We start from the raw sequence: 22,549 nt of genomic DNA on the forward strand, positions 1-22,549 counted from the left end.
CCACATAGGCACTGCCGGCTCTGGCTGGAGCTCTGTCCCCTGCCTAGGATCACTGCATGAGTACATTTCAGGGGATCCCCGCAGGGGCATTTGAGTTCTACGCCGAGCTTGAGGACAACAACAACCGGGAGTGGTGGCTGGCGCACAAGGACCGCTACACCAACCTGGTCCGGGATCCGCTTACCACGCTCCTTGCTGAACTGGAACCACGGTTCGGTCCCGCGAAGATCTTCCGGCCCAACAGGGACGTCAGGTTCTCCCAGGACAAGTCACCCTATAAGACCGCTCAGGGCGCCTTCGCTTCAGCACAGGAGGGCGTTGGGTTCTACCTCCAGGTGAGCGCAGACGGACTGCTGGTGGGAGGGGGTTACCACTCACATACCCCCGCACAACTGGCAAGGTTCCGCAATTCCGTGGACGCGTCAGGCACCGGTGAATCGCTGCGGCACATCGTGGACAGCATCGCCGCCGCCGGATTTGCGGTGGAGGGTGAGAAACTGAAGACAGTCCCCCGCGGTTACGACCGGGCCCATCCGAGGGCGGAACTGCTCAAGCACAAGTCACTCTCGGCCGGCACCGAACTGGGCCAGCCGGACTGGGTCTCGTCGCCCGGGGCCGCGCAGGAGATCGCCAAGTTGTGGGACCAGCTGCGGCCACTCGTGGACTGGGTGGGGCGCCACGCAGCGCCGTGACCCGCAGCGCCGTGACCTGTGGACGGGTCCGCGGCGGCAGTTAACGCGCCACCGGTTCAGTGGCGTCGAGCAGGGCAAGCTCGTGGCGGCGCGGCATTCCTTCCCAGTCGCCGGGCACCAGGCAGGCGAACGCTCCGGTACGGACCGCCGTGAGCAGCCGCTCCTGCACGGAGGCTCCGGCCAGCAGGTCCGAAATATAGCCGGCCACAAACGCGTCGCCGGCGCCCACGGTGTCTATCGCGTTGACCCGGATGGCATCCTGGACGTATTCCACACCATCAACGACGGCGGCACAGCCTGCGGCCCCGCGCTTGATCACAGCCTGGCCGGGTCCCAGGGCCGAAACGCGTCGGGCAAGCTCCAGGGAATCCTCCGACGGCCCCACCGCAATGGCGGCTTCATCGTCGCCCGCAAACACCACGTCCGCCTGGGCGATGAAGCTCCGAAAAACACCGCCGGCCTCTTCCGCGGACCAGAGCGCAGCCCGGTAATTGAGATCGAAGGAAACCATAACCCCGGCCTCGCGGGCCACATCGAGCGCATATTGGACGGCCTCCGCCGCGGAAGGCGACAAAGCAGGGGTGATGCCCGTAATGTGCAGAAGTTTGGCGTTGGCAATCCGTTCAGCCGGAATGTCATCCCGGGACAGCCGCGAACCTGCACTTCCGGCCCGGTAATACCAGACCTTGATCTGGTCCATGGTGCGGCGTTCTTTGATCATGAGCCCGGTGGGTGCTGCCCCGTCACGCAGCGGGTCAACCATGATGCCCTCGGCGGCAAGCTCACGCAGCACCAGCTCCCCGAGGCTGTCGTCGCCGACGCGCCCCACCCAGGTCACGGAAGTACCCAACCGGCGGAGGGCAATGGCGACGTTGCTCTCCGAACCGCCCATGCCGAGGCTGAGCGAGGGAACCTGCGCCAACGGACCCGGTGTTTCCGCCCTCATCAGGCCCATGGTTTCGCCGAGGGTGACCACGTCCGTGAACGTCACCGCACGCCCCTTGCTTCAACGGCTTCCGCCACCAGCCCGCTCAACTGCCGGGCCCGCCGCGTGAGGGCCCCGAGGTCCCCACCGGAGAACGCGTCCCGGAGCAGCGGGCCACCGAGGCTGACCGCGAGGGCTCCTGCAGCGATCCAGTCCGCGGCATCGTCGATGCCGATACCGCCGGACGGGATGACCCGCATCGCCGGGAAGGGCCCGCGAAGCTGGCCGAGGTAACCGGGACCTACCGTGGAGGCGGGGAACAGCTTGACGGCCGTTGCCCCCGCCAGCATGCCGGTCAACAGCTCGGTGGGCGTCAGTCCGCCGGGGAAAACCGGCACGCCGGCCTCCACCGCGGCGTGCACGACGTCCGTCACCATGGCGGGCGTCACGAGGTAGTCCGCGCCGCCGTCGAGCGCTTCACGGGCCTGGTCGCCTGAGATGACGGTTCCGACGCCGATTTCCGCGTCCGCTCCGAACTGCTGCTTAAGCTGCGGCAGGAGATCAAAAACCCCGTCAGTGCTGAGCGTCAGTTCAATGGACCGCACGCCGCCACTGACCAGTGCCTCGATGACCGGCGCGTATTCCCGGGCGTGACGGGCGCGTAGGACCGCCACCACCGGGTTGGCCTGCAGGACAGCTGAGACGGGAGGGCTTTGGAGTTGGCTCATGCCAGCAACGATATCGGCTGTCCGGCGGCCGCCCGAACTACCGGGAGAGCGCTGCGTCCTTGGCGTCCGCGGCGGTGTCCGAACCGGAGTCCGTACCGTCCACGGCGGACTTGGCTGAGGCGAACCTCTCATTCAGGCGTGAATGCTTCTGCCCGTAGGAGAAGTAGATGATGAGGCCGACCACCAGCCAGCCGGCGAAGAAGATCCAGGTCTCCACGGCAAGGTTCGTCATCAGGTACAGGCAGAGGACGGCGGACACCACGGGGAGGACCTTGCCGAACGGCACGCGGAAGGACGGCTTCAGGTCCGGGCGCTTCTTGCGCAGCACTAGGATACCCAGGCTGACCATAACGAACGCCGACAGCGTGCCGATGTTGATCATTTCTTCGAGCAGGTCCACGTTGGTCAGCCCGGCGACCAGCGCCACGGCAGCCCCGCAGATGACCTGGAGCCGGACCGGCGTCGACCGCTTGTCGCTGGTCTTGGACAGGGACCGCGGCAGCAGGCCGTCGCGGCTCATGGCCAGCACCACGCGGGACAGTCCCATCAGCAGCACCATGATCACGGTGGTGAGGCCGATCAGGGAGCCGAAGGCGATGACCTTGGCCGCGGTGGTGTCCCCGACCGCTTCGAAGGCGGTTGTGAGGGTGGGGTTCTTGGCAGCGGCGAGGTCCGTGTAGGACACCATGCCGGTGAGCGCGAGGGACACGAGGATGTAGAGCAGGGTGACGACGGCGAGGCCGCCGAAGATGCCGCGCGGCAGGGTCTTCTGGGGGTTCTTGACTTCCTCCGCGGAGGTGGCCACGACGTCAAAGCCAATGAAGGCGAAGAACACCAGGGCGGCGCCGGCGAAGATGCCCAGCGTGCCGTACTGTGCCGGGGCAGCGCCGGTAAGGAAGCCGAAGAACGACTGCTTGAGGACGTCCGCGCTGCCGCCGGCCGTGGGCTCGGCGGCCGGGACGAACGGGGTGTAGTTCTCGAATTTGACGTAGGTGAAGCCCACCACGATCACAAAGAGCACCACGGCGATCTTGATCAGCGTGAAGACGTTGCCCACCCGGGCGGACAGCTTGGTGCCCAGCACCAGCAGCACCGTGAAGATGGCAACGATCAGGAAGGCGCCCCAGTAGAGGTCAACGCCGCCGATCGAGAGGGCGGGCGGGACGTCAGCGCCCATCAGCGCGAAGACTTTGCTGAGGTAGATGCCCCAGTATTTGGCGATGACGGCCGCGGCGGTGAAAAGTTCCAGAATCAGGTTCCAGCCGATGATCCACGCCAGGACTTCGCCCATGGTGGCGTAGGTAAAGACGTACGCCGAGCCGGCAACGGGAATGGCGGTGGCAAACTCGGCGTAGCACATGATAGCCAGCGCACAGGTGACAGCGGCGATGGCGAACGAGACGGTCACGGCCGGTCCGGAGAAGTTGGCTGCAGCCTTCGCCCCGACGGAGAAGATACCGGCGCCGACAGCAACGGCGACGCCCATGATCATCAGGTCCCAGGTGCTGAGCGAGCGCTTCAGTTTGCGTCCGGGTTCATCGGCGTCAGCGATGGACTGCTCGATTGATTTGGTCCGGAGGAGGTTCATAAGTGGTTCCACAATCTTGAATAGTGTAGGAAACAGACTTATCAACTTTACCGTCCATCCACTGGACGGTCGCAATCGTTCCGAATCGTGAGACGGCTTAGGTGCCGAACATAATTGCGGCAAATGCCTCGGGGCCCTCCGATTGGACGGCCCCGAGGGGATTTTGGTCGAACCGGCTAAACGGGCCAGTCCATCAGGGCGGACCGGATCAGGAACCGTTTGCCTTCCGGCGACTCAACCGAGAAACCGCTACCCCGGCCTGCCACCACGTCCACCGTCAGATGCGTATGGCTCCAGTATTCGAACTGCTCCCGGGACATCCAGAACTCCAGCGGCTCAGGCTGGAGCCCCTCCGAAATATCGAAGAGCCCCAGCAGCACGTCCGAATCACCCGTGATGAACTCACCGGCCGGAAAGCACATGGGTGAGGAGCCGTCGCAGCAGCCACCGGACTGGTGGAACATCAGCGGCCCGTGCCGACGCCAGAGTTTCCGCAGCAGTTCCACCGCCTCCGGGGTGAGCGCCACCCGGGAGAAATCCTCCCCGGGCAGCGTCACCGCGGCGTCGAGCCGATTGTCGGGCATCAGAACCTCAACACCACGCGGCCGTCGATTTTCGCGTGCTTCATTTCGTCGAGGACTGCATTGATCTCCCCGAGCTCCCGCACCGAAACGGTGGGGCGGATCTTGCCCTGAGCGTAGAAATCCAGTGCTTCCTCCAGGTCCTGCCGCGTGCCGACGATCGACCCGCGAACGGTCAGGCCCTTGAGCACAATCTCGAAGATCGGTGCCGGAAAGTCGCCCGGCGGCAGGCCGTTGAACACAATCGTCCCGCCCCGGCGAGTCATGCCGATCGCCTGTCCGAAAGCGGACGGGTGCACTGCGGTGACCAGGACTCCATGGCAACCTCCGGTATCACGCTGGATGACTTCCACGGGATCTTCGTGCAGGGCGTTGACCGTCAGTTCGGCGCCGTGGGCCTTTGCGAGGGCGAGCTTGTCGTCCGCAATGTCCACCGCGGCCACCCGCAGGCCCATGGCAACCGCGTACTGGACGGCGATGTGGCCCAGGCCGCCAATACCGGAGATGGTGACCCACTGCCCCGGCCTGGCCTCAGTCATTTTGAGTCCCTTGTAGACGGTGACGCCGGCACAGAGTACCGGCGCCACCTCGACGGGGTCGGATCCCGCCGGTATGCGCGCCGCGAAGCGCGAATCCACCAGCATGTATTCGCCGAAGGAGCCGTCCACGCTGTAGCCGGCGTTCTTCTGCGCTTCACACAGGGTTTCCCAGCCGGTGCGGCAGTACTGGCAGTCGCCGCAGGCTGACCAGAGCCAGGCGTTGCCCACCAGGTCGCCGACGGCGAGGTCCGTGACGCCCTCCCCCAGGGCCACGACTTCACCTACACCCTCGTGGCCGGGAATGAACGGCGGCACGGGCTTGACCGGCCAGTCGCCTTCCGCTGCGTGGAGGTCCGTGTGGCAGACCCCGGTGGTGAGCACCTTGACCAAGGCTTCCCCCGGGCCCGGCGTGGGAAGGGTGACGTCCTTGATTTGGAGGTCCTTACCGAATTCAGTTACTACTGCAGCCTGCATTGTCCTCGTCATTGGCGAAATCCTTGCGGTTTATAGGGTGGGGGTGGGGAAGGCGGGCGGCCCGAGGGCTGCCCGCCCCGGCCGGGCCTAGAAGAAGCCGAGCTTGTTTTCGTTGTAGCTGACCAGGAGGTTCTTGGTCTGCTGGTAGTGGTCCAGCATCATGGAGTGGTTTTCACGCCCGATGCCTGAGGACTTGTAGCCGCCGAACGCGGCACCCGCCGGGTAGGCGTGGTAGTTGTTGACCCACACACGGCCGGCCTGGATTTCGCGCCCGGCACGGTAGGCCACGTTGCCGTTGCGGGACCAGACGCCGGCGCCGAGGCCGTAGAGGGTGTCGTTGGCGATGCCCATGGCGTCGTCGTAATCGCTGAACTTTGTCACGGAAACCACGGGGCCAAAGATTTCTTCCTGGAAGATCCGCATCTTGTTGTGGCCTTCGAAGACGGTGGGCTGGACGTAGTAGCCGCCGGCCAGGTCCCCGGGAAGCTCGGCGCGGCCGCCGCCGATCAGGACCTTGGCGCCCTCCTGCTTGCCGATGTCGATGTAGGAGAGGATTTTTTCGAGCTGGTCGTTGGAGGCCTGGGCGCCCACCTGGGTTTCGGTGTCGAGCGGGTTGCCTTGGATCATCTTCCCCACCCGGGCCACGGCGTCGGCCATGAAGGAGTCGTAGATGTCCTCCTGGACCAGGGCGCGGGACGGGCAGGTGCAGACTTCGCCCTGGTTGAAGGCGAACAGCGCGAAGCCTTCCTGGGCCTTGTCGTAGAAGGCGTCGCTGGTGTCGGCTGCAACGTCGTTGAAGAAGATGTTCGGGCTCTTGCCGCCAAGTTCCAGGGTGACCGGGATCAGGTTCTGGCTGGCGTACTGGCTGATGAGCCGGCCCGTGGTGGTCTCGCCCGTGAAGGCGATCTTGCGGATCCGGGGGCTGGAGGCCAGCGGCTTGCCCGCCTCCACGCCGAAGCCGTTGACCACGTTCAGCACGCCGGCGGGCAGGAGGTCACCGATGAGTTCCATCAGGACCAGGATGGACGACGGCGTCTGTTCGGCCGGCTTGAGGACCACGGCGTTGCCGGCGGCGAGCGCGGGGGCCAGCTTCCAGACGGCCATCAGGATGGGGAAGTTCCACGGGATGATCTGGCCCACGACGCCGAGCGGTTCGTGATAGTGGTAGGCGGTGGTGTCGTCGTCGAGCTGGGACAGCCGGCCTTCCTGGGCGCGGACGGCGGAGGCGAAGTAGCGGAAGTGGTCCGCGGCGAGCGGCATGTCCGCGTTCAGGGTTTCGCGGACGGGCTTGCCGTTGTCCCAGGACTCGGCAACGGCCAGCATTTCGAGGTTCTCGTCGATCCGGTCGGCGATCTTGTTCAGGATGGCGGCCCGCTCGGCCACGGAGGTCTTGCCCCATGAGGGTGCTGCCTTGTGTGCTGCGTCGAGCGCCAGCTCGATGTCTTCCGCGGTGCCACGGGCAACCTCGCAGAAGACCTTGCCGGTGACCGGGGTGATGTTCTCGAAGTACTGGCCCTTGACGGGGGCTACCCACTCGCCGCCGATCCAGTTCTCGTAACGGTCCTTGAACGTGACCTTCGAACCCTCGGTGCCGGGCTGTGCGTAAACAGTCATTGCTAGCTCCTTTGCTGTGCATGAGGCGGCGCCTTGATACTGGGGCCGCCGTTGGACTCAGCGTAGGAGTGTGAAGGTTGCAGTCAGGTTGCAACCATGTGAGACAGCTCACTAGCGCGCACTCGAAATCCCGGAACCGCCTAGAGACCGGCGGGGAACGTATAAGTGCCCGGCAGTGGTGAGGGCGCCGCACCGAAGGAAAGTACCACCTCGTCGTGCGCTTTGAGCACCACGTCGGTCACGGGACCATCCTGCTTTGAGCCGTTGACGTAAGCGCTCCAGCCATCGGTTCCGCCGTGCGGCGCGCCGGAGGTGTCTGACCCGTCGAGGACACCCCATTCTCGAAGAACCTGGCCGAGGCTGTACTTCGCGCCGGAGGTGGGTGCTTCGATATGGATGATGCCGGTGGTGTCGTGGGTGTGCAGGGCCGAGATTCCGTTGGCCTGCCCGCCCGCGCCAAAACTGAAGCCGATATCAGCCGGGACAGTGATGGGTTTGCCATCAACAAACACGTCCAGGTGGGCGTGATAATGCTCGGCCGTGCCTTCAGCGTTGAGGATCTCCAGGCCGGCAGCCTTAATCCGTGCACCGCCCGCGTCGGGAGCGAGGGCCCAACCTGCAGCCCCGGTGGCCGTTGCCGGTGACGATTGGGAAGGTGACGATTGGGAAGATGACGATTGGGATGGCGGGGTTTGGGCAGGCGCCCCGCAGGCGGCGGTGCCGGCGACGAGCGCCGATACTGTCAGGGTTATGGCGAGGCGTTTGTTCAACACAGCGGTGGCTACTTTCGGTCGGCTCGTCTCCACGATATCGCTCTGAACTGTACGTCGCCTTGTTGTCGCCGGGCCCGGCCTGCGTCTCGACAAGCCCGACCACCGGGAACCACCCACCACCGGCGGAACGTGGTCAGGCGCTAAGCTCAGCTTCCAGCCGCTCAAGATCGGCGACGACGGCGGCGCGCTTAGGTGAGCGCGGCGGCAGCAGCTTCAGGGCGGCAGTCCGGACGTCGACGTCGTCCCTTGCCTCCGGAAGCGCCGCATACTTGAGCAGCGTCTCGGCGCTGCCGTCGGTCAGCACCGCTTCCCGCATAAGTGACGAGACCCTGGCGCGCAGGTCGATGATGCCCGGCGCCTCGGAGCGCGGCAGCACTGCGCCCCGGTAGATTTCAAGCGCAATGCGGTGGGCGCCGCGCTGCAGGCAGTTCAACACCTGGCCGCTGTCCGGGACCAGGTCCATGCTGAGTTTGTAGGGCCGGGATCCGGGGACGGCGGCCGGGTTGAGCTGCTGCAGGATTTTGCGCAGCCGGACCATTTCGGCGCGGAGTGTCATGGCGGACCCGTCGCCCGGGTAGAGCAGCACACACAGCTCCTCGGCGCTCAGGCCGTCAGGGTGGGTGCTGAGGAGGGCGAGGATTTCGCTGTGCCGGGCGGACAGCGCCACCGTTTTGCCTTCGATGCTGAGCAACGCCTGGTCGCGGCCCAGCAGCTGGAGGCTGTTGCGGTAGAGGCTGCCTTCCTTCACACCGCCGGTGCCCGCTCCCCCGGCCCGCGCCGAACCTGCCCCCGGCGGCCGTGAGCCTGACGCGGTGGTGGAGTTCCGGCGTCGTGCAGGCCGGCTGGCGAGGTTTGCCGCGAGCTGCAGCCGCTCCACCCGGAGCTGCGCCTGCGCGGCGGCGACCGTGGCTTCCACGAGCGACAGGGTATGGGGCGCCACCGCGCTGGCTTTGCCCGTGATGTCCACAACGCCCAGCAGCGCGCCGGAATCCGGATCATGGAACGGAACGGCCGTGCAGCTCCACTCGTGCACGGACCGCTGGTAGTGCTCAGCCCCGGAAATCTGGATGCCCCGGCCCAGGGCGAGGGCAGTTCCGGGAGCGCTGGTGCCCACTGTGGCCTCCGACCAGTCGGCGCCCGGCACAAACATCATCCCTTCGGCACGGCGCTGCAGGGCCGGATCGCCTTCCACCCAGAGCAGCCGGCCCACCTCGTCCCCCACCGCAACGAGCAGTCCGCTGTCGTGGCTGGGCAGGACCAGGAGCTTGTGGATCACGGGCATGATGCTGGCGAGGGGGTGCTGCCGCCGGTAATCCTCGAGCTCGTCAGTGTCCAGGGCCAGGGGCGCTTCGGGGTTGTCCGGGTTGGCCTGCAACCGGGCGGACCGCTGCCAGGATTCCCGGATGAGGTTGCGCAGCCCGGGCAGTTCCGGGGCGCCCGGAACCGCAGGGGCGTCGAGCTGCTCGTGCCCGGCCAGGGCATACCGCTGGGCCAGCGCCGACGCGTCGCCGCCGCCCGGCGGGTTGAGGTTCTTCATTGAACTCCCTCGAACTCGGGTTAGGTGCGGGAAATGTTGACCATTTCCTCGCGCGGGACTACTTTGATGCGTTCGCGTACGACGCCGGCAGTCCCGTCGTCGCCGATCCATTCGGCGCCGAGGGCTGCTTCGTGTGCATCGAGCTTGATCCAGCCCTCCCACGTGGTGAACTCAATGCCGCGCTCGTGCAGCAGATCGATGATGGCCTGCGGATCCGGGTTCTGGGCCGGGGGCAGGGTTAGCCGGTCCTCCAGCAGGAACCCTATGGTCTCCAGGGCATCGCCCTTGGTGTGGCCGATCAGGCCCACCGGTCCGCGCTTGATCCAGCCTGTGGTGTAGATCCCCGGCACGGGGTTGCCGTCGGCGTCCAGAACCCGGCCGCCCTCGTTGGGGACCACACCGCGTTTGGCATCGTATTCGAGCTCGTCCAGCGGCGAGCCGTGGTACCCGATGGCGCGGTACACGGCCTGGACCGGGTAGTCCACAAACTCACTGGTCCCCTTGACGTTGCCGGTCCCGTCAAGCTCCATCCGCTCAAACTTAATGCCGGCCACCTGACCCGACCCGCCGTCGGTCCGCTCGCTCCCGTATATCTCAATGGGGCTGTGCAGGAAGTGAAGGTGCAGGCGGCGGGACGACGGTTCTTCCGCCTCGGCGTGCTCCTCCACCAGCCAGTTGGTGAGGGTGTTGACCATGGTCTTGATCTGGTTGTTGCTGCGGATGGCGTCATCGGAAGCTTCGTCGAATTCGAAGTCCTCCGGGTACAGCACAATGTCCACGTCCTTCATGTGGCTCAGTTCGCGCAACTCCAGCGGAGTGAACTTCACCTGCGCCGGACCGCGGCGGCCGAAGACGTGGACGTCGGTGACGGGCGAGTTTTTCAGGCCGGCGTAGACGTTGTCCGGGATCTCGGTGGTGAGCAGTTCATCGGCGTGCTTGACCAGCATCCGGGCCACGTCCAGTGCCACATTCCCGTTGCCGATCACGGCAATTTCCTTGGCGTCCAGGGGCCATTCGCGGGGAACATCGGGATGACCGTCGTACCAGGACACAAAGTCAGCACCGCCGAATGAGCCGGCCAGGTCGATCCCGGGGATGGGCAGGTCCGCGTCCTTGATGGCGCCCGTGGAGAAAATCACGGCGTCATAGAAGGCCCGGAAGTCATGCAAAGTCAGGTCCCGGCCATAGGTGACGTTGCCCAGGAAGCGGATGTCGCCGCGGTCCAGGACCTTGTGCAGGGCGTTCACGATGCCCTTGATGCGGGGATGGTCAGGCGCCACGCCGTAGCGGATCAGGCCGTACGGCGCCGGGTAGGCCTCGAACAGGTCGATGCTCACCTCGAAGTCGCCGTCCTTGACGCCGTTGGACTTGGTCAGGATGTCCGCCGCATACACCCCTGCCGGCCCGGCACCCACAATGGCAACGCGGAGTGGACGCTTGGAGGTGGTTTCGCCTGGGTTGGACACCGGGAGCCCTTCTGGAATACGGAGTACTGAAATACGGAGTATGCGCCACAGCGCACAATGCAGAGTGTCCCCAGTCTAAATGTCCGGCGCGTGCGGCACGGCAGGAATTCACAGCAGACATTCAGCTTTCGTCCAGCTTTCCTTAACCTTCACCACCCCGACCGTTAACGGTGCGGCCTGAGCGTTATCACGACCGCGTGCGCGGCGTCCAGTCACAGGATTCTGGGGAGCCACCATTTCCAATGAACGTATTTCCTTCACGTCTTTTGTAAGCCAGGCCCATCCCGCGGCGACCCGCTGGAAGGAACGCGAATTGGGCATCTTCGGCGGGACAGTGCAACAGTCGCACGTTTCCGCGCTGGCGTCGCTCAGCACCAGGCAACGGCTCAGCCAACCCGTCGGCCTGCCGGGTGGCCTGCCGGCGCAGGCGCCGCGCGTGCCGGCCGCCCATCAGCTGGTCCGCCGCATGGACCACTTCAACCAGCCGCTCGTGGTCTGGCGCCTGATCTCCGGCAACCACCGGGAACTCGGGCGCGGAGTCGGACTGTTCCCCAGCCACGCGGCAGCCGCCGCCCACGCCTCCGCTGCGCAGGGTGCCTCCGAAGAACTGCTGATCACCTTCGTTCAGAGCCAGCCGGCCCGGGGGTTCGCGTGGTACGCCACCTTCCGGGAACGCCCCGTCCTAATGGCGAGTGCCTGGTACCCCACCATCCGCGACCGGGACCGCAGCGCCCACGCTGCGCTCGACCTGCTCGGCGGCGCGCGGCTCCTTGAATCCGTTATCCGCCACGGGCACCGCCATCTTCCGGTTGAGCTGACCGCCAACCCGCAGCCCGCAACGGCCGAAGGCCCGGAACGCTCGCCCCGTGATTCCGTGCCGGCGCTTTCACCATAAGTTCACCTGCCGGCAGTTTGTTCTTAGCCAAGGAATACAAGGTACCGGGCCGTCCCGCCGCAGACTCATACCGGCCGGACCTGCCCGGACCACTCCCGGAAGCCCAAGAGCGCCGCACAGTCCACCCACGGCGCCGGTCCAACGCGCACCACATCCACCCGAACCTAAGATGGGGAATCCTGACATGAAATTGAAGTCCTTCCAGGCAGTCGGCGCCGTCTGCATCACGGCCCTGGCACTCGGCCTGATCAGCACCTCCAGCGCGTCCGCAGAGCCGAACACGCCGGACCGCGCCTTCGCCGCAGTAGGCTCCGACACCATCCAGGACGTCTGGAACGGGCTGACAAACAGCGGCCCGGTCAAGTCAGTGGCCTCCTACGATGCTTTTGGCGTCCCCGCAGCCATTGTGACAAAGTCAGGTGCCACCCCCATCACCAGGCCGAACGGTTCCGGTGCCGGCGTCAAGGCCCTCAGCGCCAGCTTGAACCCGCTCAACCACGTCTACAAGGATTCGGCCAACAACTCCTTCACGCTGAAGCGGAACGACGTCGACATTGCCCGCTCCTCCTCCTCACCGAGCGTGACCGGCACCGACCTCACGTTCCTGCCGTTCGCCCGCGACGCCGTGACCGTGGCTGTCAGGGACTCCGCCAACAAGCCGCTGAGCCTGACCACCCAGCAGATCGCCAACATCTTCAGCTGCACCGCCGGCGACGGCGTCACCATTGACGGCGCCACCGGAAAGCCGGTGTTCGGAGGGATGGCATTCACGCCCAAGCTGCCCCAGGCCGCCTCCGGTACACGTGGCTTCTTCCTCAAAGCCATCGGCGTCACGCCGAACACCACCTGCATCCCCGACGCCGAGCAGACCTACGCAGAAAACAGCGGAGCGGCACTGGTCAGCAACGGCGACATCATCCCCTTCTCGGCCGCCCAGTGGATCGCCCAGAAGAACGGCGCCATGACCGACACCACGGCAGCCGGCCAGCTGCTGGCCGACATCGACGGGCTGAAGGCCGTTGATCCGGCCACCTCGGCCCCGGCCCTGGCCCCCGGCGACCTCTACGGCGACGCCACGGTGGCCCCTGCAAGCGGCAAGGGCACCTTTTCCCGGGATACCTACAACGTGGTCGCAAGCACCACGCAGACCAGCAAGCTGATCTACAGCACGATGCTCGGCAATGCCGTGTCCACCAACCTGAAAACGATTGGCAGCCGGACGGTCATCAACAAGTTCGGGTTCAAGACCCTCTCCTACGTCGGTGACTGGACGCAGGGCAAAAAATCCGGGTACACGAACTAGGCGTTGCATTCCGGAAAGTCCAAATTCCCGTTTACCAAGAATTTACCCCGGATAGTGGATTGCTTTACTTTTCCCCGCCGGAAGAATGCCGTTGCTGAGCGAGACTGTTCAGTAATTCTCGGCGGAATTCCACGATATCGGCCGGGACACTTCCTTGCGGCCTCCCGGCCTAAAAACGCTCTGAGACAATCACCTGAGAAAGAGAAAAGATTATGGCTGACGCCACATCAAAGAAATCACGCCTGGGCCTGAACGCGACGGCGGCAGTAGCCGGTACCGCGCTCCTGCTGGGCGGTGGCATTGCAGTGGCAAACGCCACGCTGCCCGCCGGTTCAGCAGGAACCGTCACGGCCAACCCGACCAGCGGCGACTGGAGCACGGTGAGCCTGTCCGTGATGAAGCTGCACAGCGACATGGTGTGCCCCACCACGGGCAACATCCTGGAAGGCGCCCTGATCTTCATGTCCGAGCCCGGGCAGGAGATCCAATCGGCGGCCAGCAACACGGTCGAAGCGCAGACGGTCTACCCCTTCACGCAGGACCCCCAGTACACGATGTCGCTGAACCCCAACGGCACCATTGCCGACGACAACACCCTGGAATCCGGCTTTGTCAACGGCAGCAAGGCGCCCATCGCCGACATGGCAGCGGTCGTCGAGGCAAACCACACCTACAGCATCGGATACGTCTGCGCTGTGGTGAACGACAGTGTCACAACCGCCAAGATCAACCCTGTCGGCGGCAAGAGCGTAGCTTCCTGGGCCACGCTCACCACGGATGCTTCGAAGAAATGGACCATCAGCCAGCCCGTCGTGAACACGCCGTCGCCGAGCGCCTCCCCCACAGAGACCGCTGAGCCGTCTCCGAGCGCCTCCCCCACGGCCACGGAAACCGTCGAGCCGTCCCCGAGCGCCACGGCCACGGAGACGCCGTCGGCATCGGCCACCGCCACCACGCCCGCACCGGTGGCCACCACCGGAAAGGGTGCAGCCGCCGGCGGTTCTGACATTGTGCCGCTGGCCGCCGGCACCGCACTGGTGGAAGGTACTGTGCACGCAGTGGCCGCACCTGCCGGGACGTTCGTCGCCGGCGAAACGGTCACCGGTGCGATTCACTCCGATCCGATCGCCCTGACCGAAACGGCCGTAGCCAACACCGACGGGTCGGTCACGTACGTGTTCACCGTTCCCGCCGGGCTTCCCGCCGGGACGCACACCCTCGTCCTGACCGGTGCCGCCGGCGCCACCTTCGAGGTGACCGGCCTGACCGTGGCCGCCGCGTCCAACGCGCCGTTCCTCGCCGACACCAACTGGCTCGCCGCCTCCGGCCCGGCCGGCACTGCCGGGATGGCTGCCATGGTGGTTGGCGGCCTGACGCTCATGATTGTGGGCGCAGGCGTCTACCTCCGCCGCCGCAGGGGCAGCAGGGCCTGATTTTACCGGTAAATTGCCCGGATCCTGCTTGGGATCCGGGCAATTCCTTTTCCCCCTAATTTCCTTTTGTTCACCTGCGCGAAATCCTTTCTTTCCCAGGGCACAGAAGGTCCGGTGCAGTGCCGGGAAATAATAGTCCAGCAGCTTCCGCTGACTGCCGGCCGGATTAATTCCACCCCGCAGCAGATGAACCGCTCCGGTTGTGGCTGCCGACCCGGAATAAATGGAAAGAAAGAATTCATGCTGCCTCCATGGAATACCCGACGGGGCCACCCCGGGACCCGCCAGCACTCCGGCCTGCGGTGGACGACCCCTGCGGCCGCCATCGCCGCGGCAGGCGCACTTTTGCTGGTTTCCCTGCCACCCGTCACGGCTGACACCACCGTGCCGGGCACCGATTGGGGGCCACGGGGTTCCATGGTCAGCGACACCGCCGCGACCGTCACCTGGACCAACACGAGCAACGCCGCCGAGAGCAAGGTGCCCCGCAGCGGCCAGCAGAAACTCCCCCACACCGCCGGAAAATCCTACGACGACGTCGATCAGCGCCTGCGCGACGCAGCCGCCAAGGCCTTCGGGCCCGACAACGGCCGCGGCGGGCTCACGCTGGAGGTTTCCCAGACCCGGAACCTGCAGAACCAGTCGGTGACGGTCAGCTTTACCGGCGCGGACCCGGCAGCCAGCAGCAACGGCGCCAGCACCTCCTACCTTCAGGTGTTCCAGTGCTGGGGCAAACCGGGTGCGGACAACAAGCCCGACCCTGCCGCCACAGAACCCGACCCGGCCACCTGCCAGTTCGGCGCCACCGGCCTCGACGGGGACATCTCCAACACGGCCCACCAGCGTTCCCTGCTCAACGATCCACTGGTCCGCGGGGGAGACTGGGAGTCCGCCGACCCGTCCTCCCCCACCATGAACCTCCCGGCTCCCTTTAGGACCGTCATCGGCGAGGAAACGCGGATCACGGACGGCTTTAACCTCAGCGAGTACCGCAACCCGTTCTTCAGCCGCACCAGCACCAACGAATTCTCCCGGTTCATGTCATCCGAGCAGGGAGCCGGATCGCGCACCTTTGAAGTGCAGACCGGCATGGAAGCCTCCGGTTTGGGCTGCGGCTACCGTCCGGATGCCCCCAGCGTGGCCAAGTGCTGGCTGGTGGCTGTGCCCCGAACCGCGGCGATGGACGCCATTCTGCCGGCGGGGCCCCTGGCGCCCAGCCTGTGGGCGATGCGCCTGCAGGTTCCCCTTCACTTCCAGGATGTCGCCGCAGTATGTCCCACCGATCAGGCGGCAACCCTGAGCGTGGGCTCGGAAGCCTTGAGCGCGGCCATGAAGTCGTGGATCCCCGCCGTCTGCGACACCAAGAAATTCACCCTGGGGTTCTCCCCGCTGGCGGACCTGCAGGCCCGCACCCAGCTGCAGCAGCCGGACACCCTGGCCTTTGTCACCCGTCCCGCAGCCGCAGATCCCCAAGCGCTGTATGTGCCCACGGCACTGGCCGGCGTGGTGGTGGCCATGACCATTGACAACGCCTGCACGGCAGGGTTTACGCCCTACACGCTGGCCGACTGCGGCTACCGGGACAAGGCCGAGTGGGAGGCGGACAAGGCCCGCAGCGCCGGCCTGGTCCGCGATCTGAAGCTCAATGCCCGGCTCCTCGCCAAGCTGCTGACCCAGAGCTACGTCCAGCACACCGCACCCGCGTCCGCAGCGGACGCCCCCTTCACCAAACCCGGCACCACGGCGTACGGGCGGGCGATGACGTATTCCATCCAGAACGACCCCGAGTTCACGTCTCTGAACCCGAAGGGCCTGGGCTCGTCCGGAAACCTCAACCCTCCCGTCGTCGAAGGCCTGCGCTCCGACGCCGCCTCCGCTGTCTGGGACTGGCTGCTAAGCGACAAGGAGGCCAGCGCCTTCCTGAACGGCTGCCCTGATCCTGCCGGCATGACCATCAACCCGTTCTACTCGACCCGCACGTACAGCGAATGCCAGGACCAGGCGGCCGAGCTGGACCGGCAGGCAGCGAAGAAAATCGCCGAAACAAAAACACCCGAGGGTTTCACCTACGCCCGCCAGTCCTACCCTTCCGAGGGAGCCTCGTACCCCCAGATCTACTGGGCGCAGAACCAGGCCATCCGGAACGGGGACGGCGGCATCGACCAGCCGGCCCTGACCGTTGGCGACCAGTACGCCCGGGTCCACGACATGGCGACGGCGGCCCAGTACACGGTGCGCGCCCAGCCGGCGGCCACCACGTCCTGGTGCGCGGACTGCAGCCCGCCGGCCTACAAATCGGTGGCCCGGCAGGGCTACGGCAGCCGCAGCATCCTGTCCATTACCGATGCCGCGTCGGCCGCGAAGTTCCAGCTGCCCACCGCCCAGCTGTGCAACGCCACCGGGTCACAATGCATCGGCGCCACTACCAGCAGCCTCCAGGCGGCGGCCGGGCAGTTCGAACCCACCGGAACCGCCGGTGTGCTGAAGCCGGCCAGCGTCCCGGACTACGCCAAGGCCTATCCGCTCACGCTTCCCATCTACGGTGCGGTGAACCTTGCCTCGGTCAGCAAGCCGCAGGCAGCGACCTTCGCCCAGCTGTTCTCCTACATCAGCACCGAGGGCCAGAAGTCCGGTTTCCGCAGCGGCATGCTCCCGCCCGGCTATGCACCGCTCACGCCGGCCCTACTGCAATCGGCCGCTGCCGGCATCCAGGCGCTGCAAGGCGTCCAGGGGCCGCAACAGGCTGCCTCCGGTGCGATCCTGCCGATGGAATCCGTGGCCGGAGCCGCGATTCCTGCCGGTCTTGCCCCGGCTTCTCCAGGGGAGCCCCCAGCGGGAGCAGGCCCCGCCGCGCCGCCGGCCGCCCCGGCTGCTGTTCCCCTGGCCGCGGCCGCCGAGCCCGGCCGGACGGCGGCCACCACTAGCGCCTGGCCGCAGTACACCATCGTGATCGGGCTGGCGGCTGCCGTCGCCAGCGCGGCCGCTGCTCCACTCCTCGCCCGGGGACGGCGCAAATGAGCACCGTCTTGCCCGGTACCCGGGCCACCGAAGCACAGGACACTCCCCGTGTGCTGCACCAGGTGCTTGAACAGCAGGACTACGCTTTCCGCACCATCACCCGCGCAGGCGGCGGCGTTGTCCTGGCCATCATGGCCCTGGTGGGTCTCTTCCTGGCCGGCAACGGCATCGGCGCCATCAACGAAGTGGGGCTCGGAACGTTCCTGACCACCCAGAACTGGGCGCCGGAGACAAACGACTTCGGCATCGCCGCCGTCCTGTGGGGCACCGTCCAGATCGCCACCGTGGCGCTGGCCGTCGCCATGCCGCTGGCGCTCGGGTCCGCACTGTTCATCACGGAAGTCGCCACGGGGTGGCTGCAGAAAGCCCTGACCAGCCTCATCGACCTGCTGGCGGCCGTCCCGTCTGTGGTCTTCGGCCTATGGGGTGCCTACATGCTCCAGCCCGGCGTCGTGGACTTCAGCAAGTGGCTGTCCACCTGGTTCGGCTGGATCCCGTTCCTCCAGGTGGACGGCGTGGACCCCGCCAGCCCGCTGCGGGACACCGTACCGTTCACTGCCTCCGCGTTCATCGCCGGCCTGGTGGTGGCCATGATGATCGTCCCCATCCAGACCTCCATCATGACCGAATCGTTCCGGCGGGCACCCACGGGCGAACGCGAAGGCGCCTACGCCCTGGGCGCCACCCGGCTGGGCATGATCCGCACGGTGGTCCTGCCCTTCGGCCGGGGCGGGATCATCGGCGGCACCATGCTCGGGCTGGGACGGGCCCTGGGCGAGACCATCGCCATCTACCTGATCATCAGCCCCGTCTACGCCATCAATTTCCATGTCCTGGAAAAGGGCGCCAACTCCATCGCCGCCATGATCGCGCTGAAGTACTCCGAATCCAACGAATCCGCGATGAGCGCCCTCATGGCCGCCGGCCTGACGCTCTTCGTGATCACCATGCTGGTCAACATCACCGCCTCTGCCATCATGGCGAAGTCCCGGTCCGGCGCAGAAAGCGAGGGCTGACCATGACAACAGTTGACGACGCCCCGGCCACCATCGAAGTGGCACCACTGCCGGGCGACCCCGGCCGGCTTGCGCCTGCAACACACCTGCCGCTGCTGGCCAAACCGCCGGCACCGGAGGAAGTCCGGGTACGGCTGGGCGCCGGCCGGACCCACGTCCTGAGTCTGGCAGGAGCTGCCGCCGGCGGTTTGTGCATGGGACTGCTGCTGACCGTGGCGCTCGGGCTGATTCCCCCGGGCTGGCTGTTCATCGTGTCCTACCTGTGGTTCCTGCTGCTCTACACGGCACTGGTGCACCTCAGGCAACCACTTTCGGCGGTACGCAACGGCCTGGTAACGGTACTGCTCAGCTCGGCGGGCGCCGCCGTCGCGGGCACCCTGGGCCTCGTGGTGATGTTCACGTTTGCCCGCGGCCAGGAGGCGCTGTTCCACCTCAACTTCTTCACCACGGACATGACAGGCGCCGGCCCCTTGTCCGGGCTGGACCAGGGCGGCGTGCTGCATGCACTCGTAGGGACGCTCGAACAGATCGGCATCGCCCTGGCCATCACCATTCCGCTGGGAATGACGACGGCGGTATTCCTCAACGAGGTGGGCGGGCGCTTCGCCCGGGTTGTGCGCACCGTGGTGGAGGCGATGACGGCCCTTCCGTCCGTCGTCGCCGGCCTGTTCATCTACGCCGCCGTAGTCATGTCCGTCACCCACCAGACCAACGGTTTTGCCGCCTCCCTGGCCATCACCGTGCTGATGCTGCCCATCATGATCCGCTCGTCGGACGTGGTCCTCCGCCTGGTGCCAGGCAACCTGCGGGAGGCCGGACTGGCCCTCGGAGCCGGCCAATGGCGCGTCGTGTGGCACATCGTCCTGCCCACCGTCCGGTCGGGCCTGACCACCGGAATCATCCTGGCCACCGCCCACGGCATCGGGGAGACTGCCCCGGTCCTGCTGACGTCCGGCTTCACCGGCGTCATGAACGTCAACCCGTTTTCCGGGCCGCAGACGCCACTGCCGTTGGCCGCGCTGGACTACGTCCGCTCCCCCGTCCCCGGGATGGTGGCGCGCGGCTTCGCCACCGCGGCGTTCCTCCTGTTCGTGGTGCTGGTGCTGTTCATCATCGCCCGCATCATCGGCGGACAGGACGCCGGCAAGCAGACGCCGGGCCAGGCGCGCCGCGCGGCCGCCAGGTCCAGGCGCGACCTGCCGCGCATTGAACACAACCACGCCCGGATGCTGGCCGGCATGACTGCCGCCCCCACCGACAACCTGCAGGAGAAACCATGATCGGCCCCCTTTCCAAGCGACGGACGCTCCCGGCGGTGCTGGGAATCCTCTTGTCCCTGGGCATGTTTTTCGGCGGCTTGGCCCCGGCCCAGGCCGCCAACTACCTGCGCATCGGCGGTTCCGGGTCTTCGTGGGCGGGCAACGCCCTGCAGGACTGGATCGCCCGGGTGGGCGCCCAGGGCGTGACCGTGGATTACGAAAACAAGGGCTCCTCCACGGGCCGCAAGGAATTCGCCGACCAGATGAAGCAGTTCGCCGTCTCCGAAATCCCGTACACCGGCGACACCGCGGACCCGCGGGATAACAGCATGCCCGGCTTCTCCTACGGCATGCTGCCCGTGGTGGCCGGAGGCACCGCCTTTATGTACAACCTCAAGGCCGGCAGCTCACGGATGACCAGCCTCAAACTGTCCCAGCCGGCCATTGCCAAGATCTTCACCGGCCAGGTCACCCGCTGGAATGATCCGATCATCGGCGCCGACAACCCGGGCGTGGCCCTGCCGGACGCCACCATTAACGTTGTGGTCCGATCGGACGGTTCGGGCGCCACAGCGCAGTTCACGCTGTGGCTGCTGCGCCAGTACCCTGCAGACTACGCGAAGCTGTGCGCCGTGACGGGCTGCGACCCCCAGCACGCCACGTCCTTCTTCCCCACCCAGGGATTGAAGAACTTCGTGGCGCAGAACGGCTCGCAGGGCGTCACCACGTACTCGGCGAACAACCAGTTCACCATCAACTATGACGAATACTCCTACGCCCAGGGCATCGGCTTCCCCGTGGCGCAGGTGAAGAACGCTGCCGGTTTCTACACGCTCCCCACCGAGCATGCGGTGGCGGTGGCACTGACCCAGGCGAGCATCAACCAGGACAAGGGGTCGGCCAACTACCTCTCCCAGGACCTGTCGAAGGTATACGGCTACAAGGATCCCCGCACCTACCCCATGTCCGCGTACTCCTACATGGTGGTGCCGACGCAGGCCACAAATGCGCTGAACCCGGCCCAGGGCGCCACCCTCGGATTCTTCGCCAACTACGCGTTGTGTGAGGGGCAGCGCCCGATGGGCCAGCTCGGCTATTCGCCGCTGCCCATGAACCTGGTCCTGGCCGGGATGGAACAGATCCGCAAGATCCCCGGCGTGGACCAGGAAACCATCCGCAAGATGGACCAGACCCGGGACAGCGTCTCCGGCGGGTCGGCACCTGCCTGCAACAACCCCACCTTCAAGCCCGGCGATTCACCTTCCGCCAACCAGCTGGTCAGGACGGCACCGTTCGACAAGGCCTGCGACGCTGCCTGCCAGGTGCCGTGGCGCGGCGCCGATGCGGCCGTCAACCAGGGACCGGGCGCTCCGGCCGCGGGCACGGGACCGGCCGCCGCTGCCGCCACCGACGTCACGCCGGAGGCCGACGGCGGCGCTCCCGTCGCCGATCCGGCGGCCACGGTTGCAGCCTGCGATCCGGACAGCGGCAGCTGCGCCGTGGCCGCTGCCGCTGGAGGGGGTGGCATCGCCCAGCAGCTGACGCCGGTCACCACCACGCTGGCGTCCAACCGTGGCTGGGGGCAACCGCAGAACCTCCTCCTGATCATCGGCGGACTCATTGGCCTGCTGGTCCTGGTCCCGCCGCTGGCGGCCGGAGTCCTGTCCAGGCGTGCGGGCATCAAGCGCGGCACCAAAGCATGACCGCCACAGTGACCGGCCGGCGCCACACCGACCCCCGACCCGAGCGCGGATCCGATCCCCGCTCCGCCTACCGCGGCGCGGTCGCCTGGCTGCGGCGGACTGCCCGACGACGGGCCACACCCGTCCGGATTCCGCCCTCGCCCCGCCAGAAAGCGCTTTCGCTGGCGCTGGCGATGATTTCGGTAATGCTTTTCGGCCAGCTCATAAACGTGGTGATCATCTCCCAGGTGCAGCATGCCACTACCCAGGCCCGGCTGTTTGAAGAGTTTCGGACCAGCCTCGCGGAAGGTTCAGCTCCCCTGGGCCAGACGGACCACGAGGGTGCGTTGGTGTCCCCCGGCACGCCGCTGGCATTCCTCGCCATTCCTGCCCTCGGCCTGAACGAGACTGTGGTGGAAGGAACCACCTCGCGCGAACTCATGGACGGCGTGGGGCACCGGCGGGACACCCCGCTTCCGGGCCAGAGCGGCACCAGTGTCCTGATGGGCCGTGCGGCAGCGTACGGCGGCGTCTTTGGCCAGCTGTCCCGGCTTGCGACGGGCGAACGCTTCACCGTGACCACGGGGTTGGGCGAGGCCGAATACGAGGTGACCGGCCAGCGCCGCGCCGGCGATCCCGGACCGCCCCTGCTTGCCGGATACGAAGGCCGGCTGACGCTGACCACAGCCGCCGGCCACGCTTTCCTGCCGGACGAGGTGCTGCGCTTGGACGCCAAGCTGGTATCCAAAGCGCTTCCCAAAGCCGCGCCCGTCCTTCACGCCGCTTCCCTGCAGGCTTCCGAGCTGCCCCTGGGCTCCGACACTTCGGACCTGGTGGGGCTCCTGGTGTGCCTGGAGCTCCTGGTTCTCGCCGCCCTGGGCGCCGTGTGGTCCTGGTACCGCTGGGGCCAACGTGAGACCTGGCTGGTCTTCCTGCCGGTCCTCGGGGTCTTGTCCGTCCTGACAGGGCAGCAGATCAGTCTCCTGCTGCCCAACCTGATCTAGTGAATAACGCCAAAGAAAGAAC

Annotated in this window: 18 protein-coding genes; 9 read left to right on the plus strand and 9 right to left on the minus strand. The window is 66.4% G+C overall.

Features of this window, described 5'->3' with window-relative positions:
- Nucleotides 1-56: 56 nt before the first annotated feature.
- The gene (locus NQJ30_RS02465; RefSeq protein WP_255768137.1) at nucleotides 57-692 is read left to right on the plus strand and encodes a DUF2461 domain-containing protein; all 636 of its coding nucleotides are present in this window, start codon (nucleotides 57-59) and stop codon (nucleotides 690-692) included.
- Between the two features lie 40 nt (nucleotides 693-732).
- Here the strand turns inward: NQJ30_RS02465 and NQJ30_RS02470 are convergent, their stop codons facing one another.
- The 9 genes from NQJ30_RS02470 to NQJ30_RS02510 form a co-directional block, all read right to left on the minus strand.
- Nucleotides 733-1,683 (minus strand): sugar kinase, encoded by a 951-nt coding sequence (locus NQJ30_RS02470; RefSeq protein ID WP_255768138.1) that lies wholly within the window; start codon nucleotides 1,681-1,683, stop codon nucleotides 733-735.
- Complete coding sequence (locus NQJ30_RS02475; protein ID WP_255768139.1) at nucleotides 1,680-2,345, minus strand: bifunctional 4-hydroxy-2-oxoglutarate aldolase/2-dehydro-3-deoxy-phosphogluconate aldolase; 666 nt, start codon at nucleotides 2,343-2,345, stop codon at nucleotides 1,680-1,682. The genes NQJ30_RS02470 and NQJ30_RS02475 overlap by 4 nt, the downstream gene beginning before the upstream one ends.
- A gap of 37 nt (nucleotides 2,346-2,382) precedes the next feature.
- The gene (locus NQJ30_RS02480; protein WP_255768140.1) at nucleotides 2,383-3,933 is read right to left on the minus strand and encodes an amino acid permease; all 1,551 of its coding nucleotides are present in this window, start codon (nucleotides 3,931-3,933) and stop codon (nucleotides 2,383-2,385) included.
- A 176-nt stretch (nucleotides 3,934-4,109) separates the two neighbouring features.
- Entirely contained in the window at nucleotides 4,110-4,517 is a 408-nt protein-coding gene (locus tag NQJ30_RS02485) for a DUF779 domain-containing protein (RefSeq protein ID WP_255768141.1), read from the minus strand.
- Nucleotides 4,517-5,539, minus strand: coding sequence for an alcohol dehydrogenase AdhP (adhP, locus tag NQJ30_RS02490; RefSeq protein ID WP_255768143.1), 1,023 nt, complete (start codon nucleotides 5,537-5,539; stop codon nucleotides 4,517-4,519). Before adhP ends, NQJ30_RS02485 begins: the two co-directional genes overlap by 1 nt.
- Before the next feature lie 75 nt (nucleotides 5,540-5,614).
- Nucleotides 5,615-7,141 (minus strand): acetaldehyde dehydrogenase ExaC, encoded by a 1,527-nt coding sequence (exaC, locus tag NQJ30_RS02495; protein ID WP_255768144.1) that lies wholly within the window; start codon nucleotides 7,139-7,141, stop codon nucleotides 5,615-5,617.
- A gap of 140 nt (nucleotides 7,142-7,281) precedes the next feature.
- Complete coding sequence (locus tag NQJ30_RS02500; protein ID WP_255768145.1) at nucleotides 7,282-7,914, minus strand: hypothetical protein; 633 nt, start codon at nucleotides 7,912-7,914, stop codon at nucleotides 7,282-7,284.
- Nucleotides 7,915-8,047: 133 nt separating this feature from the next.
- A complete protein-coding gene (locus NQJ30_RS02505) occupies nucleotides 8,048-9,451 on the minus strand; it encodes a helix-turn-helix domain-containing protein (RefSeq protein WP_255768146.1) in 1,404 nt (467 codons plus the stop codon).
- Nucleotides 9,452-9,471: 20 nt separating this feature from the next.
- The gene (locus NQJ30_RS02510) at nucleotides 9,472-10,917 is read right to left on the minus strand and encodes an FAD-dependent oxidoreductase (protein WP_255768147.1); all 1,446 of its coding nucleotides are present in this window, start codon (nucleotides 10,915-10,917) and stop codon (nucleotides 9,472-9,474) included.
- Nucleotides 10,918-11,230: 313 nt separating this feature from the next.
- On the opposite strand from NQJ30_RS02510, the gene NQJ30_RS02515 reads away from it, so the two are divergent.
- The 8 genes from NQJ30_RS02515 to NQJ30_RS02550 all read left to right on the plus strand — a co-directional run bounded on the left by NQJ30_RS02515 (nucleotide 11,231) and on the right by NQJ30_RS02550 (nucleotide 22,527).
- Nucleotides 11,231-11,812 carry a hypothetical protein gene (locus tag NQJ30_RS02515; RefSeq protein ID WP_255768148.1) on the plus strand — a complete coding sequence of 194 codons (582 nt, stop codon included), beginning with the start codon at nucleotides 11,231-11,233 and terminating at the stop codon, nucleotides 11,810-11,812.
- Nucleotides 11,813-11,996: 184 nt separating this feature from the next.
- Nucleotides 11,997-13,115: a hypothetical protein gene (locus tag NQJ30_RS02520; RefSeq protein WP_255768149.1), complete on the plus strand. Its 1,119-nt coding sequence runs from the start codon at nucleotides 11,997-11,999 to the stop codon at nucleotides 13,113-13,115.
- Between the two features lie 212 nt (nucleotides 13,116-13,327).
- Nucleotides 13,328-14,548, plus strand: coding sequence for a hypothetical protein (locus tag NQJ30_RS02525; RefSeq protein WP_255768150.1), 1,221 nt, complete (start codon nucleotides 13,328-13,330; stop codon nucleotides 14,546-14,548).
- Nucleotides 14,549-14,788: 240 nt separating this feature from the next.
- Entirely contained in the window at nucleotides 14,789-17,566 is a 2,778-nt protein-coding gene (locus NQJ30_RS02530; protein ID WP_255768151.1) for a hypothetical protein, read from the plus strand.
- A complete protein-coding gene (pstC, locus tag NQJ30_RS02535; protein WP_255768152.1) occupies nucleotides 17,563-18,582 on the plus strand; it encodes a phosphate ABC transporter permease subunit PstC in 1,020 nt (339 codons plus the stop codon). Before NQJ30_RS02530 ends, pstC begins: the two co-directional genes overlap by 4 nt.
- A gap of 2 nt (nucleotides 18,583-18,584) precedes the next feature.
- Nucleotides 18,585-19,862, plus strand: coding sequence for a PstA family ABC transporter permease (locus tag NQJ30_RS02540; RefSeq protein WP_255768153.1), 1,278 nt, complete (start codon nucleotides 18,585-18,587; stop codon nucleotides 19,860-19,862).
- Nucleotides 19,859-21,544, plus strand: a complete 1,686-nt coding sequence (locus NQJ30_RS02545) for a substrate-binding domain-containing protein (RefSeq protein WP_255768154.1) — start codon at nucleotides 19,859-19,861, stop codon at nucleotides 21,542-21,544. Before NQJ30_RS02540 ends, NQJ30_RS02545 begins: the two co-directional genes overlap by 4 nt.
- On the plus strand, nucleotides 21,541-22,527 hold the full coding sequence (locus NQJ30_RS02550) for a sortase (RefSeq protein ID WP_255768155.1): 987 nt from the start codon (nucleotides 21,541-21,543) through the stop codon (nucleotides 22,525-22,527). The genes NQJ30_RS02545 and NQJ30_RS02550 overlap by 4 nt, the downstream gene beginning before the upstream one ends.
- The last annotated feature ends 22 nt before the right edge of the window (nucleotides 22,528-22,549 follow it).

This window comes from Pseudarthrobacter sulfonivorans (genome assembly GCF_024391045.1).
GTDB classification, from domain to species: Bacteria; Actinomycetota; Actinomycetes; order Actinomycetales; family Micrococcaceae; genus Arthrobacter; species Arthrobacter sulfonivorans_B.

Excerpts from the sequence above, each read along its gene's own strand:
- NQJ30_RS02465 (WP_255768137.1), top strand. The coding sequence starts at position 57 with ATGAGTACATTTCAGGGGATCCCCGCAGGGGCATTTGAGTTCTACGCC.
- NQJ30_RS02475 (WP_255768139.1), bottom strand. The coding sequence starts at position 2,345 with ATGAGCCAACTCCAAAGCCCTCCCGTCTCAGCTGTCCTGCAGGCCAAC.
- NQJ30_RS02480 (WP_255768140.1), bottom strand. The coding sequence starts at position 3,933 with ATGAACCTCCTCCGGACCAAATCAATCGAGCAGTCCATCGCTGACGCC.
- NQJ30_RS02485 (WP_255768141.1), bottom strand. The coding sequence starts at position 4,517 with ATGCCCGACAATCGGCTCGACGCCGCGGTGACGCTGCCCGGGGAGGAT.
- adhP (WP_255768143.1), bottom strand. The coding sequence starts at position 5,539 with ATGACGAGGACAATGCAGGCTGCAGTAGTAACTGAATTCGGTAAGGAC.
- exaC (WP_255768144.1), bottom strand. The coding sequence starts at position 7,141 with ATGACTGTTTACGCACAGCCCGGCACCGAGGGTTCGAAGGTCACGTTC.
- NQJ30_RS02505 (WP_255768146.1), bottom strand. The coding sequence starts at position 9,451 with ATGAAGAACCTCAACCCGCCGGGCGGCGGCGACGCGTCGGCGCTGGCC.
- NQJ30_RS02520 (WP_255768149.1), top strand. The coding sequence starts at position 11,997 with ATGAAATTGAAGTCCTTCCAGGCAGTCGGCGCCGTCTGCATCACGGCC.
- NQJ30_RS02525 (WP_255768150.1), top strand. The coding sequence starts at position 13,328 with ATGGCTGACGCCACATCAAAGAAATCACGCCTGGGCCTGAACGCGACG.
- NQJ30_RS02530 (WP_255768151.1), top strand. The coding sequence starts at position 14,789 with ATGCTGCCTCCATGGAATACCCGACGGGGCCACCCCGGGACCCGCCAG.
- pstC (WP_255768152.1), top strand. The coding sequence starts at position 17,563 with ATGAGCACCGTCTTGCCCGGTACCCGGGCCACCGAAGCACAGGACACT.
- NQJ30_RS02540 (WP_255768153.1), top strand. The coding sequence starts at position 18,585 with ATGACAACAGTTGACGACGCCCCGGCCACCATCGAAGTGGCACCACTG.
- NQJ30_RS02545 (WP_255768154.1), top strand. The coding sequence starts at position 19,859 with ATGATCGGCCCCCTTTCCAAGCGACGGACGCTCCCGGCGGTGCTGGGA.
- NQJ30_RS02550 (WP_255768155.1), top strand. The coding sequence starts at position 21,541 with ATGACCGCCACAGTGACCGGCCGGCGCCACACCGACCCCCGACCCGAG.